The 19,105-nt window shown below is 72.8% G+C and carries 14 protein-coding genes and 1 tRNA gene; 4 read left to right on the forward strand and 11 right to left on the reverse strand.

Annotated elements, in window-relative coordinates; translation table 11 throughout:
• Positions 1–92 precede the first annotated feature (92 nt).
• The 5 genes from moaC to CCO02nite_RS13590 form a co-directional block, all read right to left on the reverse strand.
• Entirely contained in the window at positions 93–566 is a 474-nt protein-coding gene (moaC, locus tag CCO02nite_RS13570) for a cyclic pyranopterin monophosphate synthase MoaC (protein WP_146843721.1), read from the reverse strand.
• The gene (locus CCO02nite_RS13575; RefSeq protein WP_146843722.1) at positions 563–1,837 is read right to left on the reverse strand and encodes a molybdopterin molybdotransferase MoeA; all 1,275 of its coding nucleotides are present in this window, start codon (positions 1,835–1,837) and stop codon (positions 563–565) included. The genes moaC and CCO02nite_RS13575 overlap by 4 nt, the downstream gene beginning before the upstream one ends.
• Before the next feature lie 57 nt (positions 1,838–1,894).
• On the reverse strand, positions 1,895–3,028 hold the full coding sequence (locus CCO02nite_RS13580) for a ThiF family adenylyltransferase (RefSeq protein WP_146843723.1): 1,134 nt from the start codon (positions 3,026–3,028) through the stop codon (positions 1,895–1,897).
• A gap of 56 nt (positions 3,029–3,084) precedes the next feature.
• Entirely contained in the window at positions 3,085–4,251 is a 1,167-nt protein-coding gene (locus tag CCO02nite_RS13585; protein WP_146843724.1) for a pyridoxal phosphate-dependent aminotransferase, read from the reverse strand.
• Between the two features lie 449 nt (positions 4,252–4,700).
• Entirely contained in the window at positions 4,701–5,195 is a 495-nt protein-coding gene (locus CCO02nite_RS13590; RefSeq protein ID WP_146843783.1) for a low molecular weight protein-tyrosine-phosphatase, read from the reverse strand.
• A gap of 339 nt (positions 5,196–5,534) precedes the next feature.
• Here CCO02nite_RS13590 and CCO02nite_RS13595 point away from each other — a divergent pair, with 339 nt between their 5' ends.
• Entirely contained in the window at positions 5,535–8,489 is a 2,955-nt protein-coding gene (locus CCO02nite_RS13595) for a glycosyl hydrolase (protein ID WP_146843725.1), read from the forward strand.
• Positions 8,490–8,538: 49 nt separating this feature from the next.
• Here the strand turns inward: CCO02nite_RS13595 and CCO02nite_RS13600 are convergent, their stop codons facing one another.
• The 3 genes from CCO02nite_RS13600 to CCO02nite_RS13610 all read right to left on the reverse strand — a co-directional run bounded on the left by CCO02nite_RS13600 (position 8,539) and on the right by CCO02nite_RS13610 (position 14,215).
• Complete coding sequence (locus CCO02nite_RS13600; RefSeq protein WP_146843726.1) at positions 8,539–9,525, reverse strand: LacI family DNA-binding transcriptional regulator; 987 nt, start codon at positions 9,523–9,525, stop codon at positions 8,539–8,541.
• A 158-nt stretch (positions 9,526–9,683) separates the two neighbouring features.
• A complete protein-coding gene (locus tag CCO02nite_RS13605) occupies positions 9,684–12,932 on the reverse strand; it encodes an esterase-like activity of phytase family protein (protein WP_146843727.1) in 3,249 nt (1,082 codons plus the stop codon).
• A 131-nt stretch (positions 12,933–13,063) separates the two neighbouring features.
• Entirely contained in the window at positions 13,064–14,215 is a 1,152-nt protein-coding gene (locus tag CCO02nite_RS13610; protein WP_146843728.1) for a fatty acid desaturase family protein, read from the reverse strand.
• A gap of 468 nt (positions 14,216–14,683) precedes the next feature.
• Here CCO02nite_RS13610 and map point away from each other — a divergent pair, with 468 nt between their 5' ends.
• Together map and CCO02nite_RS15780 are read left to right on the forward strand one after the other, a co-directional pair.
• Positions 14,684–15,448: a type I methionyl aminopeptidase gene (gene map / locus CCO02nite_RS13615; protein WP_146843729.1), complete on the forward strand. Its 765-nt coding sequence runs from the start codon at positions 14,684–14,686 to the stop codon at positions 15,446–15,448.
• Positions 15,449–15,463: 15 nt separating this feature from the next.
• The gene (locus tag CCO02nite_RS15780) at positions 15,464–16,057 is read left to right on the forward strand and encodes a superinfection immunity protein (RefSeq protein ID WP_246117554.1); all 594 of its coding nucleotides are present in this window, start codon (positions 15,464–15,466) and stop codon (positions 16,055–16,057) included.
• A 4-nt stretch (positions 16,058–16,061) separates the two neighbouring features.
• Here the strand turns inward: CCO02nite_RS15780 and CCO02nite_RS13625 are convergent, their stop codons facing one another.
• A complete protein-coding gene (locus tag CCO02nite_RS13625; protein WP_146843730.1) occupies positions 16,062–16,850 on the reverse strand; it encodes an SDR family oxidoreductase in 789 nt (262 codons plus the stop codon).
• A 71-nt stretch (positions 16,851–16,921) separates the two neighbouring features.
• Between CCO02nite_RS13625 and CCO02nite_RS13630 the strand changes: the two genes are divergently transcribed.
• A tRNA-Leu gene (locus CCO02nite_RS13630) sits at positions 16,922–17,004 on the forward strand.
• Between the two features lie 223 nt (positions 17,005–17,227).
• On the opposite strand, the gene CCO02nite_RS13635 is transcribed toward CCO02nite_RS13630, so the two are convergent.
• Positions 17,228–18,436 (reverse strand): Fic family protein, encoded by a 1,209-nt coding sequence (locus tag CCO02nite_RS13635; RefSeq protein WP_146843731.1) that lies wholly within the window; start codon positions 18,434–18,436, stop codon positions 17,228–17,230.
• A 347-nt stretch (positions 18,437–18,783) separates the two neighbouring features.
• Entirely contained in the window at positions 18,784–19,044 is a 261-nt protein-coding gene (locus tag CCO02nite_RS13640; RefSeq protein WP_146843732.1) for a GlsB/YeaQ/YmgE family stress response membrane protein, read from the reverse strand.
• Positions 19,045–19,105 lie beyond the last annotated feature (61 nt).

Here is a 19,105-nt window from a genome sequence, read left to right on the forward strand (position 1 = left end):
CTCGACCTCCGCTGACCTGCATTCATCGCTGCAGTCATCTCTGCACTCAGCGGTGGGTGCGGCGGGTGGGTGCGTGAGTCGCGGGGTCGCGGCTAGGTGGGGCGGTGCCAGTCGCCGGACTTGCCGCCGGTCTTCGACTCCAGGCGCACGTCGGCGATGTGGACCGACTTGTCGAGGCCCTTGACCATGTCGACGACGGCGAGCGCGGCGACGCTCACGGCGGTCAGCGCCTCCATCTCGACCCCCGTGCGGTCGGCGGTGCGGACGGTCGCGGTGATGCGCACGCCGTCGTCGTCGAGCACGAGGTCCACGACCACGCCGTGCACGCCGATGACGTGCGCCAGCGGGAGCAGGTCGGGCGTGCGCTTGGCGGCGGCGATCCCGGCGATGCGGGCCACGGCGAGGACGTCGCCCTTGGGTGCGGTGCCGTCGCGCAGCACCGTCATCACCGCGGGGCCGCACGCGACGCGGCCGGTGGCCGTCGCCGAGCGGACGGTGGGCTGCTTGGCCGTGACGTCGACCATGCGCGCGTGCCCGCGCTCGTCGAGATGCGTCAGGTCGCTCATGTCAGGAAGACCTCCAGGGTGTCGCCGGGTCGGACCTCGGGAACGTCGGCGGGCACGACCGCAAGGCCCTGCGCGACGGCGAGCCGGGCGACGAGGTGCGAACCGGAGCCGCCGGACGTCGCGCGCCACACCCGCACGCGCCCGTCGTCGCCGCGACGGACCGCGCCGGGCTCGTCGGGCTCCGTGAGGCGGACGGGCATGAGCTGGGCGCGGCCCGGCGGCGTCCGCCAGCCGTCGGCGGCGACCGCCGCGAACCGCGGTCGTTCGACGTCGACCAGGCCGAGCATGCGCCGGATCGCCGGCCGGACGAACGCCTCGAACGACGCGAACGAGCTGACGGGGTTGCCCGGCAGCGTCCAGATCGGCGTGCCGCCCGGGAGTCGGCCGAGCCCCTGCGGCTTGCCCGGCTGCACCGCGACGCTCACGAACTCGACGCCGGTCAGCGCGGCCTTCACGACGTCGAACGCCCCGACGCTGACCCCGCCGCTCGTGACGATGCCGTCGACGGTCCCGTGCCGGCCGTCGTCCAGGGCCGCGACGAGCGCGCGCAGCTCGTCGGGGTCGTCGGAGGTCGGGCCCAGCCGAAGGGCGGTCGCGCCCGCCTCCTGCACGGCCGCCGCGAGCAACCACGAGTTCGAGTCCGGGATCCGGCCGCGCGGCAACGGCTCGCCGGGCGCGACGAGCTCGTCGCCCGTCGAGATGACAGCGATCCGCGGACGGCGGTGCACGACGAGCGTCGCGCGGCCCACCGACGCCGCCGCGGCCACGTGCGCCGGCCCGACGAGCGCGCCCGCCGTCAGCACGAGGTCGCCCGGCGCGGCGTCCTCGCCGGCTCGTCGGACGTTGGCCCCCGGCTCGACCCGCTGCACGGCCTCGACGACCCCGCCGACCTCCGCCCACGCACCCACGCGCGGGTCCGCCGGCCTGGTCAGCTCGACGGGCAGCACCGCGTCGGCACCCGGGGGCACGGGGGCGCCGGTCATGATCCGCACCGCGGTCCCGGCGACGACCGTCGGCTCGTCGGCCGACCCCGCGGCAAGGTCGCCGACGACACGCAGCGCGACGGGCGCGTCCGGGGCCGCCCGGGCGACGTCCGCGGCGAGCGCGGCGTAACCGTCCATCGCGGAGTTGTCCCAGCGGGGCAGCACCTCGTCGGTCACCACGTCGGCCGCGAGCACCAGCCCGAGGGCGTCCAGCAGCCCGACCTCCACGGCCGGCAACGGCGCGGCCAGCGCCAACGTCGCCGCGCGATGCTCGTCGAGACCTCGCACAACCACCCCTTTCGTCGCTGGATCGTCGCACGTCCGGCGTCCGCGCGGGGGCCCGGCTCAGCGCGTCGCGAGCTCGCTCGACCGCCACGCCACGATGCCGCCCGCCAGGTTCGTCGCGTCGATGCCCGCGCTCCGCAGCACCTGGGCGGCGAGCCGCGAGCGCGCGCCGACGTGGCACAGCACGACGACCGGGCCCGGGTAGGGCCAGTCCCGCAGCGCGGACCCGTCGAGCACCGACGCGAGCGGCACGGGCACCGCGCCGGGCATCGCCGCCACCGCGATCTCCGCGGGCTCCCGCACGTCGATCACGACGACCGGGTCGGCCGGGTCCGCGAGTCGCGCCGCCAGCTCGTCGGGCCGGATCTCCGGCACCTCGTCGGCGTCGACCGTCGTGGGGGCCGGGTCCGCGGGTCGTTCGTCGGACCGCTTCGGGACGACGAGCGGGACCTGCGACCAGCGCGCGCGCAACGCGTCCAGCACCAGCACGCGCCCGAGCAGCGGCTCGCCGATCCCGCAGACCAGCTTGACCACCTCGGTCGCCATCACCGAGCCGACCTGCCCACACAGCGCGCCGAGCACGCCGGCCTCGGCGCACGACGGCACCTCGTCGGGCGCAGACGGTGTCGGGAACAGGTCGCGCAGCGTCGGGCCGCCGCCGGGCGCGGTCGCCCAGAACACCGCGACCTGCGCGTCGAACCGCAGCACGGAGCCCCATACGACCGGCAGGCCCGCGGCCGCGGCCGCGTCGGAGACGACGTACCTCGTCGGGAAGTTGTCGCTGCCGTCGACCACCAGGTCATAGTCCGCGAGCACGTCGGGTGCGTTCGTCGCGGTGAGTCGCAGGTCGTGGGTGCGCACGACGATCGTCGGGTCGAGCGCCAGCACCGCGTCACGCGCGGAGTCGACCTTGGGCCTGCCCACGTCCGACGAGCCGTGCACGACCTGTCGCTGCAGGTTGGACACGTCCACCACGTCGTCGTCGACGATCCCGATCGTCCCGACCCCGGCCGCCGCGAGGTACTGCAGCACCGGCGCCCCCAGGCCCCCGGCCCCCACGACGCACACGCGCGCGGCCCGCAGCCGGCGCTGCCCGGTCAGGCCGACGCCCGGCAGCAGCAGGTGACGCGACGCGCGCTCGGCCTGCTCGGGCCCCAGCGGCGGTCCCGGCTCGACGAGCGGTGCGATCCTCACCCGCCCAACGTACGACCCGGGCGGGTGTCGCAGCGACGGGGTCCGCCGGGCGGGCGCTACAGCGTCCGCTGCCAGGCCACGATGCGGTCGACCGCCTCGCCCACCACCGCGACCGACGACGCGAACGACAACCGCACGTACCGCGACCCGTCGACCGGGTCGAAGTCCGTGCCCGGAGTCAGCGCGACCCCGGCCTCGTCGAGGAGCCGCGCGCACCAGGTGACGGAGTCCAGGCCGGACGCGGAGACGTCGCCGTAGAGGTAGAACGCGCCGTCGGCGGGTGCGACGTGGGTCCAGCCCAGCTCGGGCAGGCGCTCGAGCAGCAGCGCGCGGGCGGCGGCGTAGCGCTCGACGTTCTCGCGCGCCGCGGCCATCCCCTCCGACGAGAACGCGGCGACACCCGCATGCTGCGCGAGCGCCGGCGGGCACAGCGCCACGTTGCCGGCGAGCGCGTCGACCGTCGCGACGAGGTCGTCCGGCAGCACCAGCCAGCCCAGCCGCCAGCCGGTCATCGCCCAGTACTTCGAGAACGAGTTCACGACGACCGCGCCCGTGTCGAGGAAGCGCGCGGCCGTGGCCACCTCCGCGTCGGTGTACGTGATGCCGTGGTAGATCTCGTCGCTCACGAGCCGCACGTCGTGCTCGCCGCACCAGCGCGCGAGCGCCTCGAGCTCGGCAGCGTCGATCATCGTGCCCGTCGGGTTGGCCGGGGACGCGACGACCAGCCCGGACAGCGGCGCCTGCGCGTGCGCGGCCTCGAGCATCGCGACCGTCGGCTGGAACCGGGTCTGCGGCCCGGCCGCGAGCTCGACGACCTCACACCCCAGCGCCGCGAGGATGTTCGTGTACGCCGGATACCCGGGCCGCGCGAGCGCCACCCGGTCGCCGACGTCGAACCCCGCCAGGAACGTCAGCATGAACCCGCCCGACGATCCGGTCGTCACCGCGATCCGCCCGGGGTCGAGGTCCACGCCGTACCAGTCGCGGTAGTGCGCGGCGATCGCCGCACGCAGCCCCGGCGCCCCGAGCGCCTCGGTGTAGCCGAGGTCGCCGCCGGTGAGCAGCTCGATGGCCCGCTGTCGCACGACCTCCGACGCGCCGGTCGCCGGCTCGCCCGCGCACAGGTTGAGCACGTGCTCCCCGGCGGCCCGGCGCGCGTTGGCGGCGGCGATGATCTCCATCACGGCGAACGGCGGCACATGCGCCCGCGCAGCAACCTTCATCCCCCCATCCTCCCCCGAACCCCGCAGACAGATCTCCTGTCCACACCTCCGACGACGAGGCACGAACAGCACGCGGCGGACCGCCCGGCCCCGGCGCCGGCCGGCCAGCGGCCAGCCGGGTGGAGTTCCCGCCACCAGACGACGGCAACCCCACCCACACCGGTTCCCGACCCCGCGGCGAAGGGGCAGCCGGGACGGCAGCGACCAAGCCGGGTGGACTTCACGCCACCAGACGACGGCAACCCCACCCACACCGGTGCCCGACCCGCGGCGAAGGGGCAGCCGGGCTGGTGGCGGCCAGCCGGGTGGACTTCACGCCGCCAGGCGACGGCAACCCCACCCACGCGGGGGGTGTGATGCCGGAGCGGGGGGTGTGATGCCCGGGCAGGAGGGTGGTGCGTCGGCGGCGGGTGGTGCGTCGGCGGTGGGTGGGTCGGGGGGTGGGTGGGTCAGGGGTGGGGGAGGTGGGGGCGGGTGTGGGTGACGATGGCGTCGGCGGCTGCCTCGAGCTGCGAGAGGCAGAGCTCGAAGTCGTCGGGGCCTCCGTACCAGGGGTCGGCGATGTCGAGGACGTCCTCGCGGGCACCAGGCGCGAGGGCCGGCGCGGCGGGGTCGAAGCTGCGGTAGAGCAGGACCTGCGGCGCAGCGCCACCTGCCAGCCGGCGCAGCACCCGGGCGTGCTGGGCCGTCATGGCGAGGACGAGGGCGCGCGTGGCGAGCTCGTCGGGCGTGATGCGGTGCGCGCGGTGGCCGTCGCCGGTCGGGTAGCCGTGGGCGGCCAGGACGGCACGGGCGCGGCGGTCCACCGGGTTGCCGCGTTCCTCGTCGGAGACCCCGGACGAGTCGACGACGACGAGGTCGCCGAGCCCCGCGGCCGAGAACCGGTCCCGCAGGACGATCTCGGCCATCGGGGAGCGGCAGATGTTCCCGGTGCACACGGTCATGAGGCGGAACGGCGTCGCGGAGATCACCGGCCCATCCTCGCGGACGCGTTCCTCTTGACTTCACCCGCACCCGGCACCATGCTTGCCCGACGAGCCGGTGACACGTGTCAACGGACAAAGCACCTCAGCGTCGAGGCTGCCGCCGGCCGCAGCGCACCACCGTTCAGCACCCGTCGGTCCGTCGAGCACCCGCTCCGCCGGACCACCGCGACCCACCCGGTACGGACCCCGTGCCCGGGCACCACAGCCCGCCCGCCGCCGCCCGCGTCGGACGGCGCACCCAGAACGGAGACACCACCGATGTCTGCCCACGCAGAACCCGGGACGACGAGGTCCCGCATGCGCGCCGCCAGCGCGCTCGGCCGGCCGGCACCAGCCGGAGCGGCGAGTGAACGTCGCACCATCGACCGCCGCGCGCTCGTCGCGATCGTCGCGATCGGCGCTCTGCTCGCCTACCTGGTGCAGGCGGTGTTCCTGCCGGCGCCGGACGCGGCCGCGGTGGACGTCGGCTCGGGCAGCTACGCGGAGGGCACGCCGGCGGGCGGCGCGATCCCGACGGAGTGCAACGGCACACCGGTGACCAACCCCCGCGCACACGTGACCGGCAACTTCCCGGCGGGCGCGATCCCGACGAACGACTGGTGGACGTCGCTGCTGTGGCGCAAGTTCGACTGCGCGTCGATCTCCGAGAACCTCGTCGCGCACCCGCTGACGTTCCACGCGTTCACCGACGGCCTGGGCGTGAGCTTCGCGACGACGAGCACGATCTCCGGCACGGCGACGGGCGTGAGCGAGTACCACTACCCGTACGCCGAGGACTTCCGGCTCGGGATCGCGGGCCTGTCGTCGGACGGCAAGGTCGACGGCTACTCCGACTGGACGGTCAGCGAGCTGTGGAGCAACGGCTCGAGCAGCCTGCGCACGACGTTCGGGCACGGCCTGCCCTTCGTGTACGCGACGAAGACGGGCGGCAACGCGACGCTGCGCGGCACGGCGGCGCCGACGGTCTGGCGCAACGCGAACGGCGCGATCGGCTTCACGCTCAACGGCCACGACTACGCCGCGTTCGGCCCGACGGGCTCGACGTGGACGGTCTCGGGCACGACGATCTCGTCGTCGCTGAACGGCGGCGCCTACTTCTCGGTGGCCGTGCTCCCGACGAGCACGACGGACGCCGCCCGGGGCGCAGCGCTGGATGCCTACGCGCCGTACGCGCACAACCACGTCACGGGCACCAAGATCTCGTGGGCGTACGACGAGGCGACGGCCAGGCTCACGGCGACCTACGCGTACACGACGACGGCGAAGCAGGCCGGTGCCTCCGGCACGGTGTTCGCCCTGTACCCGCACCAGCGGGACCACCTGAGCGGCACGACGCTCTCGTCGTACTCCTACGTCTCGCCGCGCGGCCCGATGAAGGTCGCGATCGGGGCGACGCAGTTCCAGACGGTCACGCCGTTCAACGGGGTGCTCCCGCAGCTCGCCAACACCGGCTTCCCCGCCGGCTCGTCGGACGCGAACCAGCTCGCCGGGTACGTCAACGAGGTCGCCGCGACCGACCCGTTCGCGGGCTTCGGCGAGGACACCTACTGGACCGGCAAGGCGATCGGCCGCGCGACGCAGGTGATCCAGATCGCCAACGCGACGGGCAACACGTCGGCGCGCGACTCGCTGCTCTCGAAGGTCCGCACCCGGCTGACCGACTGGATGACCGCGAGCCCGGGTGAGACCCAGCGCGCGTTCTTCTACAACCCGTCGTGGGGCACGCTGATCGGCTACCCCGCCTCCTACGGCTCGGACACAGACCTCAACGACCACCACTTCCACTACGGGTACTACGTGGTGGGCGCGGCGACGGTCGCCGAGTTCGACCCGTCGTGGGCGGCGACGTCCGCGTACGGCGGCATGGTGAACACCGTCATCAAGGACGCGGCGAACTGGGACCGCACCGACACCCGCTTCCCGTTCCTGCGCGACTTCGACATCTTCGCGGGCCACGACTGGGCCTCGGGCCACGGCGCTTTCGGTGCCGGCAACAACCAGGAGTCGTCGTCGGAGGGCATGAACTTCGCCTCCGGGCTCATCCAGTGGGGCCAGGCGACGAACAACAAGACCGTCCGTGACCTGGGCATCTACCTCTACACGACGCAGGCCTCGGCGATCGAGAACTACTGGTTCGACACCGACGACGAGGCGTTCCCGGCGGCGTTCGGCCACTCCACGGTCGGCATGGTCTGGGGCGACGGCGGCGCCTACGCCACGTGGTTCAGCGCCGAGCCGGAGATGATCCAGGGCATCAACCTCCTGCCGAGCACGGGCGGCCACCTGTACCTGGGCTACGACCCGGCGTACATCACCCGCAACCTCGCCGAGCTGGAACGCAACAACGGCGGGCCCGCGACGGTGTGGAAGGACATCATCTGGGAGTTCCAGGCGCTGGCGGACGCCCCCACGGCGCTCGCGCAGTTCCGGGCGCAGGCCAGCTCCTACACGGTCGAGGAGGGCGAGTCCCGCGCGCACACGTTCTCGTGGCTGAAGAACCTGTCCGGCCTGGGCACGGTCGACCGGTCCGTCACCGCGAACACGCCGTTGCACGCGGTGTTCGTCAAGAACGGCGTGCGGACGTACCAGGCGGCGAACATGGGCTCGTCGGCGATCACGGTGCGGTTCTCGAACGGCGTGAGCCTCGCGGTCCCGGCCAGGTCGGTCGTCGCGAGCACGGGTTCGACGACCGACCCGGGCCCTGACCCCACGCCAACCCCCACGCCAACCCCCACACCGAGCCCGACGACGAGCCCGTCGCCGACTCCGACGCCCAGCCCGACTCCGACGACGAGCCCGACCCCGACCCCGTCACCGACTCCGACGACCCCGCCGACCTCGGGCACGGACGCGACCTCGCGCATCCAGGCCGAGGCGTACTCGGCGATGTCCGGCGTGCAGACGCAGGGCACCGACGACGTGGACGGCGGCAGCAACGTCGGCTGGATCGGCCACGGCGACTACCTGCGGTTCGACAACGTGAACTTCGGCAGCACACCGCGCACGCAGTTCGTCGCCCGGGTGGCCTCGGGTGCGGCCGACGGGGTGAGCGGGCTCGTCCAGGTCCGGCTCGACAGCCTGAGCTCGGCACCGATCGGCACGTTCGCGATCGGGAGCACGGGCGGCTGGCAGACCTGGCGGACCGTCCCGGCGAACATCACGGGCACGACGGGGGCGCACACCGTCTACGTGACGTTCGAGTCCGGGCAGCCGGCGGACTTCGTCAACGTGAACTGGTTCACGTTCCAGTAGGCCGTCGAGCATGAGTGCACCCCGCCGCATCGCTCGCGGCGGGGTGCACTCACGTGGAGGCGCGCGCGACGACGTGGAAGACGTCGGCGGTGCGCGCCGGTGGCTCCGAGGAGCCGTCCAGGGCGGCGAGCACGGTCGCCGCGAGGTAGTCGGCCTGCGCGTCGATGGCCTGCCACACGGTGGTCAGCGCGGGCGCGGCGACGCGCGCGGCGGGGATGTCGTCGACGCCGATCACGGCGACGTCCGCGGGGATCGCGAGCCCGTGCGCGCGCACGCCGGCGAGCACCGCGAGCGCGACCTCGTCGTTGTACGCCGCGACGGCGGTCACCGGGTCGTCGCCCGAACGCCAGGCCGCGACCGCGGCCGAGGCCGACTCGACGTCCAGGCTCACCCGCTCGACGAGCGGCGCGGGCAGCCCGAGCTCCGCGCACTGCGCCCGGACCCCGGCCAGGCGGCGGTCGGCGAACGCCGCGAGCCGGTCGTCGCTCGGTGCCGCGTACGCGAGCACGCGGTGCCCGCGCTCGACGAGGTGCGCGACCTGCAGCGCACCGATGCTGGCCTGCGGCACCGCGAAGATCTCGGGATGGGGGTCCTCGTCGAGCGCGGTGCCCGCGACGGGGATGCCCGCCTGCTTCATGGCGCGCGCGTCGGCCTCCGCGAACGGGCCGAGGCCGAGCACGACGCACGGCGTGACGGCCCGCCACAGCGCGGCGAGCGGCCGGCCGCTGCGGTTGACGTGCACGAGCACCGACAACCCGTGCTCGGCGAGCGCCGCGGTCAGGTGGTCGATGAGCGCGTCGATCACGGGCCCGACGGTCCAGTCCGGCAGCACGAGCAGCACCAGGTCGCTGCGCCCGGAGCGCAGCGTGCGGGCGGCGGCCGACGGCGTGTACCCCAGCCGCTCGGCGGTCTCGAGCACGCGCTGGCGCGTCGTCTCGGTGATGACGACACCGGGCGTCGCGTTCAGCACGTAGCTGACGGTGGTGCGCGAGAAACCGCTCTCTCGGGCGACGTCAGCGCTGGTGACCCGCGGCACGGCTGCCCTCCTTGCGACCCGTCTCGGCTGGGCCCACTCTAACCGCGGGCACCGCGGGACGAGCCCGCGCAGCGGCCTACCGCGCGGGTGAACCCGGTGCCGGTCGCCCGGCACGACGACACGCCGGCCCCCTCGAGCCGGCGCGTCGTGCGGTGCGGTCAGCGAACGGTGAGCGTGTGGCTCGCCGTCGCCGGGAGGTAGCCGGCCGAGCCGGCGTAGGTGACCTTGACGGTGCTCGAGGTGGTCACCTTCGGCAGGGTCACGGTCGTACGGCCGCCGACGAGCGTCGTCGTCGTGACCTTCGCCGTGCCGAGCCACACGGTGACCGCACCCGTCGGCGTCGGCGCCTCCGTGGCACCGGTCACGGTGACGGTCACCTTGGGCCTGGCGCCCTTGGCCACGGTCCACGACGAGGTCGTCAACGTCACCTCGGGCGTCGCCCTGCTCACGACGAGACGGGCCGACGACGAGGTCGAGGCGGCCACGCCGCTGGTGCCGGCGTACCGCGCGGTCAGCGTGTGCGTGCCGACCGTCAGGGTGCGGGGAAGGGCCACGGTGACGGTGCCCTTCCTGCCGGACACGACGAGCGTGCCCGTGCCGACGACCTTCGAGCCGTCCCGCACCTGCACCGTGCCGCCCGGCGCGGCGGTCGCGCCGACGACGCTGACCTTGGCCGTCACGGCGGCGCCGTAGGTCGCGGTGCCCCGGCTGAGCGTCAGCGTCGTCGTCGTACCCGACGCGACGATCGTGACCGTCGCCGTGCCGTCCGAACCCGCGAGCTCCTCACCCGCGGGAGCGAACGACGCCGTCAGCGCGTGCGTGCCGTGACCCAGCACGACCTTGGTGGTGGCGACACCCGCGGTCACGGGGACGGTCGCGAGCGGCGTCGTGCCGTCGAGGGACGTGACCGTCCCTGTGACGTCGGCAGTGCCGCTGACCGGCGCGACGACCGCGCGCAACGTCTGCTGCGAGCCGTAGGTCGTCTGGCCGGACACCGTCAGGCTCGTCGTCGTCGCGGCAGGTCCGAACACGTGCGCCGTCGACCCGAGCCGCAGCAGCACGGTCTCGCCGGTCGCGTCCGCGAGGCCGTCGTTGTCGGTGACGGCGTAGACCTGGCCGTTGCGCCCGATCGTCAGCCCCTCGAGCTTCTCCTGGGTCCAGCCCGCGGTGGCGCGCAGGTCCGGCAGGACGTCGTGCGCGAGGGACTTGGTCAGCGGCGCGACCGTGCCCGGCGCGGGGTCGACGCTCGGCAGGTCCACCGTGTAGATGCGCTTGACCTGCGCGTTCACACCGTTGAGCTTGTCGCGCTCGATCACCGCGAGCGTGTCGTCGTCGACCGCGACGACCTCGGACAGGCCCAGCCAGTCTCCCGCGACGGTCGTCTGCTCGAGCGGGTAGGCGAACCACGTCCACGCCTGGGTGGTGACGTCGTAGCGGCCGATCCGCGCCGCGCCGGCCAGTCCGCCCGGGTCGCTGGTCAGCCCGCGCTGCAGCGCGACGAACACGTGCTCGCCGGCGTCGTCGTTGGTCGTCGTGACGCCCTCGATGCCCCACTTGGTCAGGCCCGCGGACACGTCCGCGGGGAGCGCCACGCGCTCGAGCACGCCGCCGTAGGCGCTCACCCGGACCAGCTCGTTCCCCGGCCCGGTGGCGCCCTCGACGCCCAGCCAGAAGCCGCCCTGCGGGCGCGCGGCCAGGCCCTCGACGTCGAACGACACGCCGGCGCCGGCCTGGGTGATGCGCACCTCGCGGTCGATCACCGCGGGGGTGGTGCTCACGTCGAGCGAGAGCAGGCGCGTGTTCGTGTACGCGGCGTCGGTGACGGACCAGAGGCGGTCCTCGTCGCGCACGTCGGGCGCCAGCGCGCCCAGCGCACCCCAACCGACCGGGCGACCAGCGACGTCGTCGGCCGAGACCACGCTCGGGAACTGCGGCGTGCCGGCGGCCTCGTCGAACGCGTCGCCGAGGCCGTAGATCGAGACCGCGGAGCGCACGTTCGCCGCGGGCGTGTCCGTCTCGCTCGAGACGAGCAGCAGGTCGCGCGACGGGACGGGCAGGATGCCCTCGGGCCCGTTCGTCGTGGCCAGGACCTGCTGGAACGCGGGGTGCGCGGGGTCGGACACGTCGTAGACCGCGACGAGGTTCGAGCGCTCGGAGCCGACGAACGCGTACGGCGTGCCGTCCATCGTGGCGATCGCGAGGCCCTCGATCTCGACGCCCTTCTTGGCGGCGCGGTCCTCGTTGTGCAGGCCCGTGCGCACCGCGAGCCGCTCGAGCTCGTTGCCCGAGTCCCACACGACGGTGCCCGTGGTCGTGTCGAAGATCGACCAGCCGCGTGTGCCGCCCTTCCAGTCGCCCTCGTTCGCGGTGGCGACGTGCGTCCCGTCGAGCCACCCGATCGCGTCGGGCTCGCGCGGCGTCGCGGGGATCGAGCCGGTCTGGTCGATCTTGCCGTCCTTGAGGACGTCGATGTCGGTGACGGCCTGCGTCCCGGCGCTGAACACGCTCGTCACGGCTGCCGTGGCGATGTCGACGAGCGCGACGCCGTTGTTCTCCTGCAGCGTCACCGCGACCGTCGAGCCGGTCGGGTCGATCGCCACGTACTCCGGCTCGGGGTCCTGCGGGGTGTCGAGGCCCGCGGCGACGAACGACGGCAGGGCCGCGCCGCCCTCCTGCGTGAACGCCACCGGGCGCAGCCCCCAGCTCGTCGGGTCGTCGCCGGCCAGGTCGACGAGCTGCAGGAAGCCGCCCGGCGCCTGGGGCAGGTCGCCCTTCTTGCCGCCCACGGGCGTCGCGTTCTCGTCGCGCTGGTTCTCGATCGCGATCGCGGCGTGCGTCGTGTCGGGCGTCAGCGCGATCGAGTCCGGCTGCCCACCGAGCTCCAGCGTCCGCACGACCTCGTGCGTCGCGAGGTCGACGACCACGAGCGCGCCCGAGGGGGCCGTGAACGTCTCGGAGGTGTCGACGACGACGAGCACGTACCCGCCGACGATCGCGACCGAGGTCGGCTCGGCGTGGGCGCCCACGCCCAGGTCGGCAGCCAGGTCGAGCGTGCCCAGGCCGACGGGCTGCGCGGGGTCGGTGATGTCGACGAAGCCGATCCGGCGCGCCAGCGCGTCGGTGTGCACGAAGGTGCGCACGTCCTCGCTGACGGCCGAGATCTCGGCGACGGTGACGTCCGACTCGGCGGCGGTCGCGGGCCGGTTCAGGTACACCGGGTAGGTCGCCAGCCGGTGGAACGCGTCGGCCGGGCTCGGGTCGGTCCAGCCGGCCGACGACCAGCCCGGGGCGGGCGTCGCGGCGGTGGCGGGGACGATGGTCAGGCCGGTGGCGGCCAGGGCTCCGGCGACGACGAGCGCGCAGGCGGCGGTCGTTCGGGGGCGCGGACGGGGGCGTACGGGCAGCATCGGTTCTCCTCGATCACGGGGACGAGTCGAAGAGTGCTGGTGATGCGTGTCGGTCGGTCGACCCGCAGGTGAACGCGCCGCGACGCGCGTCCGACGAGTTGTGCGCGGGTCGAACCCGGCTCAGCCCGGGGTCAGACCCGGCGGAACCGTGAGACCACGTGGCACTCGAACGGGTCGCGCGCGGCGAGCCCGACCTCGTTGAGGTAGCGCACCACGATCCCGTAGGACCGGAACAGGTTCGTCTCGGTGTAGGGCACGTCGAGCGTGCGGCAGTGCTCGCGCACGAGCAGCCGCGCCTGCGCCAGGTGCGTGCGCGGCATGCTCGGGAACAGGTGGTGCTCGACCTGGTAGTTCAGGCCGCCCAGGAGCGAGGTCGCCCACCAGCCGCCCGCGACGTTGCGGGACGTGCGCACCTGCTTGGAGAAGAAGTCGAGCTTCGCGTCGTGCGCGATCATCGGCATGCCCTTGTGGTTGGGCGCAAAGGACGCTCCCATGTACACACCGAACACCGCGAGCTGTACACCGAGGAACGCGAACGCCATCCCGACCGGGAGCACCAGGAACACCGGCACCCAGAAGACGACGAACCTGCCCGCGAGCAGACCGATCTCGGACCAGCGGGACTTCACCGGCCCGCGCCCGAGCACGTGCATCAGGCCGGCGCGGTGCAGGTTGAGGCCCTCGAGCGTCAGGACCGGGAAGAACAGCCAGCCCTGCCGGCGCGTGAACATCGCATGCAGTCCGCGGGCCTTGGCGGCGTCCTCCGACAGGAACGAGATCGTGTCGAACGCGACGTCCGGGTCCTTGCCGATCTGGTTGGGGTTGGCGTGGTGCCGGTTGTGCTTGTTGTTCCACCACGACAGGCTCACGCCGACGACGCCGCACGCGAGGATCCTCGCGAGCCGGTCGTTCGCCGGACCACCCGCGAGCACCTGCTTGTGCGCGGCCTCGTGCGTGACGAACGCGGTCTGCGTGAGCAGGATGCCCAGCACCGCGGCGAGCAGGAGCTGCCACCAGCTCTCACCGATCAGCACGAAGGCGACCAGCGTCGCGGCGAACCCGACGGCGATCGCCGCGCCCACGCCGCTGTAGAACCCGTACGCCCGGCGCAGCAGCCCACGTTCACGTACAACGGCCGCGACCTGCGTGTACGCGTGCGTCAGATTGGGGAACGAGTCGTCGCGCGCCACGGTGCGCCGGAACCCGGCCGGCAGCTCGAGCGTGTCCTCGGGCTCGGCAGGCGCGATGGTCCCGGCCGACGAGGATGCGGAGGTCGAGGCCATGGGTGGCACCTGCCCGGTCGAAGGCCCACGCACCGGCGCGGGGCTGAAGTCTGCTAAAGGCGGGTGCCGATCGCACTGCCACAGTAACCCAGCGGCCTGTGCAGCAGCAGAGGGGTCTCACCCCATCTTCGGCGCGCAGGGAGCAGCCCGTGGGCCGGCTCCGGTCGGAGCCTGCCGCGAGGGACGAGGTCCGCGGCGCCCACGGGCTGCCAGGGGTGACTAGAGAGCAGTCACCTCTCGCGTCCAGAAGAACGTCATGTCGTGGACCACCTCCTCTCGGGTTGTCCCCGGAACGTACGTCCGCCCCCTCACCGCCCGCCAGGCAATATCCCGGACGCATCCAGACTGCTCCGTCCAGGTGAGACCGCTTCTCCGTGCGGGCCGCCGACGACTGGCGCGACCCGGTCGCACAGTCCGCGGCCCGACCCGCGCCACCCCTTCCACGTCTGAAGTGGCAAGGTTGGGGACGTGGCGCTCAAGACACCGGCCGAGATCACCGCGATGCGGCCCGCGGGCAGGTTCGTCGCCGGCGTGCTGTCGTCGCTGCGCGACCTCGCCCGGCCCGGCCTGACGCTCCAGCAGCTCGACGACCACGCGCACCGCATGATCGACGACGCCGGGGCGCACTCGGTCTACCTCGGCTACCACCCCTCGTTCGGCGCGATGCCCTACCCCGGCGTGCTGTGCACGTCGGTCAACGACGCCGCGCTGCACGGGCTGCCCTCGTCGTACGCGCTGCAGGACGGTGACGTGCTCTCGGTGGACTTCGCCGCACAGGTGCAGGGCTGGGTCGCGGACTCGGCGCTGACCGTGCAGGTGGGCTCGACGACGCCGGAGGCGCAGCGGCTCATCGCGGCGACCGAGCAGGCCCTGATCGCCGGGATCGCGGCGGCGCGCGTCGGCGGCCGGATGGGCGACGTCTCCGCCGCGATCGGCGAGGTGGCCCACCGCGGCGGCTACGGCCTCAACACCGACTTCGGCGGCCACGGCGTCGGCCGCACGATGCACGAGGACCCGCACGTCCCCAACGACGGTCGCCGCCGCGGCGGCATGAAGCTGCCCGCAGGCCTGGTCATCGCGATCGAGCCGTGGTTCATGGCGGGCGGCAACGGCTACGTGATCGACCCCGACGGCTGGACGATCCGCAGCGCCGACGGCTCGATCGCCGCGCACTTCGAGCACACCGTCGCGCTCACGAAGGACGGCCCCGTCGTCCTGACCGCGCGCGACTGACCTGCGGGAGCCCTGATGAGCAACGACCACCCCGTCGAGCACAAGACGGTCCCGGTCCCGCTCTACGACGCCCCGCTGCCCGCCGCGACCCCCGCGTACGGCACCCCCGCGTACGGCACACCATCGGCGCCCGTATCCGGCGCACCCTCGTCGGCCCCGGTGCAGGACATGGTCACGGGTGCGTACACACCGCGCGCACCCCAGGTGTACGTCCAGTCGTCGTACCCGACGAGCCCGCAGTACACCCAGGCCGGCTGGGTGCCGGTCTGCACGGACCGCGTCCCGCCGAACGCTGCCGTCGTCGTCATCGCGTGGGTGGTCGCGTTCTTCACGTTCGGCTACATGCTGCCGTGGGCGATCGCGGCGACGCGCGGCCGCTCGAACCGGTGGGCGATCTTCGTGCTCAACCTGCTGCTCGGATGGTCGTTCATCGGCTGGGTCGCGTCGCTGGTCATGGCGTGCATGTCGCACTCCGTCGTCGCCGGCGGTCCGGTCAACATCGTCGTCGCGCAGGTCAACGCACCCCCGCCCGGGTGGTACCCGTCGCCGTCCGGCGCCGGCAGCGAGTACTGGGACGGTGCGCGCTGGACGGGCCACCGCGCACCCTGACCCGTCAGTCGGCCGCGAGCGCCTCCGCGAGCGTCACGACCCCCGTCGCCTGTGCGGGACAGAGCAGGTGACCCGCCCGGCACGCCGCGAAGGCCTTCCCCGGCATACGGACGTGGACGACCCGCGCACGGCGACCCTGCGCCGCGGCGACGACCCGCGCGGCCTCGTCGGACGAGACCACCCGTGGTCCGCCGACGTCCGGCACGCGACCGCTCGGTCCCGCCTCGACGAGGTCGACGAGCCGCGCGGCGACCTCACGCACGTCGACGGGCTGCACGCTCGTGCGACTGGGCAGCACCGTCACGCCGCCGACCGTGAACCGACGCAGCAACCACGGCACGAACTGGTGGAACTGCGTGGTGCGCAGGATCGTCCACGGCACGTCGCCGGCCTCGACAAGGTGCTCGACCTCGAGCTTGGCGCGGTAGTAGGAGTAGGGGATCGCATCGACCCCGACGATCGAGATGTAGACCAGGTGCTCGATCCCCGCGCGCCTCGCGGCGATCAGCAACCGTCCCGCCGCCTCGACGTCCCGCTCGCCGTGCCGAGGCTCGCTCGCGCAGTGCACCACGGCCGCCGCACCGTCGAGCGCCTCGTCGAGCCCGGCGCCCGTCGACAGGTCCCCGACGACGCGGCGCACGCCCGGCGACTGCTCGTCGGCGGTCCGCCGGCTCAGCACTCTCACCGTCCGTCCGCGCCGCACCAGCTCCGCCACGACCTCCCGGCCCAGCATCCCCGTCCCACCGGTGACCAGCACGGGCACCGTCTGCGACGAGGTCGTCTGCTCGCTCATCCCGGCATCCTCGCGAGTGCACCGGGTGCCTGTCGAGGACCCCTCGCTCCCGTGCTAATCTTCTGCGGCGCGCGCGAGTGGCGGAACGGCAGACGCGCTGGCTTCAGGTGCCAGTGTCCGAAAGGGCGTGCGGGTTCAAATCCCGCCTCGCGCACACGAAGGGCTCAGGCCCGGCAGTCCGGACAGCTCCCGGCAGGACGAGATCCTGCCGGGAGTTTCTGGTTTCAGGTCCGCGTGTCCGGGGCGTTCGCTGTCACTCTCATCGAGAACTTGCCGATGATGAGCACTGTCTGGTCGAACCTCTCGTCAACGAGTCGTTCACTGTCACTCTCATCAGGAGAGCGCTCGTACCGGAGCGGTCCGCGCCCAGGCGGTCGTCAGTTCGTGTCAGCTCCCACGAGCACTCGCCAGACCGACGGAGAGAAGAACCTACGCCGGTAGTCACTGCCGCCGACGGGTGCGAGGACGTCGAGTGCGATGAGTTGGTTGATCAGGCCGTTCGCCCGTGCGTAGGAGAGGTGGAGGTCGCGCTCTACCATCCGCGCCGTGAATGAAGGACGGGCGATGGCGTAGTCCACCAGGGATTGAGCGCTCTCGGCGCGCAACCGAGAGTCGCGGACGCGGTCCTTGAGCTGCCGCTGCACGTCGACCAGTTCCAGCATCCTCCGGTGAGTCTGAGTCGCGGACGCGTGCAGGCCCGTCGCGAAGAACCTCACGAACCCATCCCAGTCGCCATCAGTGCTGACGGCGAGAAGTCGGTCGTAGTACTCCGATCGACGCGCTTCGAACCACGGAGACACCGTGAGCGTCGGCTCGGACAGGACACCGGACTTCAGCAAGTGAAGGACGGTCAGGAGTCGACCCAGGCGACCGTTGCCGTCGTTGAACGGGTGCAGCGTCTCGAACTGATAGTGCGCGAGCGCTACGGACACGACCGGATCGAACTCGTCCTGGCCTTCAGCGTCCATCCAGGCGAGCAGGTCTCCTAGCCTCGACTCAAGATCCAAGCCCGGGGGCGCAGGAACGAAGCGGGCCGCCTTGACGGGAAGCATGTCCGGCGCCGCGTCCTCCCGGCGCCCAATCACGACCTGGATGTCCCGGAGGTGCCCGGACGACCTGCCTTCCGAGCGGGTTCTGGCAACCAAGATGGACTGGAGTTCGCACAGCATGCCGGGAGTAAGGCGCCGTCCTTGATCCACCCAGCTGAAAGCGGCATCGGCCATCGTGACGTAGTTCAGGACCTCGCGAAGGTCACTGCTCGAGGGCTGCTCTTCGTCTGCCGTCAGCACCTCGGCGAGCGGCGCGTACGTGCCCTCGAGGGCCGAGGTGCTCTGGGCCTCCGTCTGAAGCGTCGAGCGGCGCAGGAGGCTCGGGTTGGGTAGTCGCCGCGCGGTGCTGTCGAGTGCTGCGAGGGCCGCGCGAGCGTCGCCAACGACTCTGTAGGTACGAGGAAGGAGGGCCGGAGTCTCGTCGGGAAGCCTGTGGGACACGAAGGCGGAGTGGGTCCACGGCCCGCGAATCGGATCGCTGCCGCTGATCGGCACGAGGTCGCCGGGAGAGGCCGGCCCGAATCGTCGAAGGTCCATCGTCTCACAGTAGACGACTGATGCTCATTGCGCCGTTCTGTCACATATTGAGTGTGATGATGATTGGACATGGCGCGCCGAAGGTGTCACGACAGTTGACCGTCAGGTGTCAGCGATCGAGGCGACTTGGATGGATGCCCTGCCCCCCGCCAGGCCGCCAGCGCCTTGGGGCGGGATGCCGTGCGACGCGTCGCTCGGACGAGTCGTCATGCCGTCGCGCGGCGTCCGGACCCCGGTCGAGCATCGGTGTCCGCGCGGAAGGCGCAACCCGCGGAATCCGGTCGGGCACGACGTGGGATCTGCCGGCACTCGCGTCGGTTGTGCCGACGTCGTAGGTGGGTGGCGGTCTAGCGGGAGGAGCGGCCGCCCACCGCGCGCCAGATCGCGGTGACGATGACCGCGCCGACGATCGAGCCGATGATGCCGCTCGCACGCAGCTGCAGGCCGTCGCCCGCGATGAGGCTGGCGAGCAGGCCGCCGACGAACGAGCCGACGAGGCCGGCGACGATCGCCATCGTCCAGTCGATCCGGCCCGAGCGTCGGCCGAGGATGAGCTGGGCGGCCGCGCCGATGAGCATGCCGAAGAGGATCAGTCCGAGAATGAGCACGGGGAGAGCGTAGGACACCGCGGGCCACTACGGTCCTCTCGACGGCGTCGCGAGGAGAGTG

It is taken from the genome of Cellulomonas composti, assembly GCF_007990245.1.
GTDB lineage: Bacteria > Actinomycetota > Actinomycetes > Actinomycetales > Cellulomonadaceae > Cellulomonas > Cellulomonas composti.

Coding starts and splice junctions, on each gene's coding strand:
- moaC (WP_146843721.1), bottom strand. CDS start 566: ATGAGCGACCTGACGCATCTCGACGAGCGCGGGCACGCGCGCATGGTC.
- CCO02nite_RS13585 (WP_146843724.1), bottom strand. CDS start 4,251: ATGAAGGTTGCTGCGCGGGCGCATGTGCCGCCGTTCGCCGTGATGGAG.
- CCO02nite_RS13590 (WP_146843783.1), bottom strand. CDS start 5,195: ATGACCGTGTGCACCGGGAACATCTGCCGCTCCCCGATGGCCGAGATC.
- CCO02nite_RS13595 (WP_146843725.1), top strand. CDS start 5,535: ATGCGCGCCGCCAGCGCGCTCGGCCGGCCGGCACCAGCCGGAGCGGCG.
- CCO02nite_RS13605 (WP_146843727.1), bottom strand. CDS start 12,932: ATGCTGCCCGTACGCCCCCGTCCGCGCCCCCGAACGACCGCCGCCTGC.
- CCO02nite_RS13610 (WP_146843728.1), bottom strand. CDS start 14,215: ATGGCCTCGACCTCCGCATCCTCGTCGGCCGGGACCATCGCGCCTGCC.
- CCO02nite_RS15780 (WP_246117554.1), top strand. CDS start 15,464: ATGAGCAACGACCACCCCGTCGAGCACAAGACGGTCCCGGTCCCGCTC.
- CCO02nite_RS13625 (WP_146843730.1), bottom strand. CDS start 16,850: ATGAGCGAGCAGACGACCTCGTCGCAGACGGTGCCCGTGCTGGTCACC.
- CCO02nite_RS13635 (WP_146843731.1), bottom strand. CDS start 18,436: ATGGACCTTCGACGATTCGGGCCGGCCTCTCCCGGCGACCTCGTGCCG.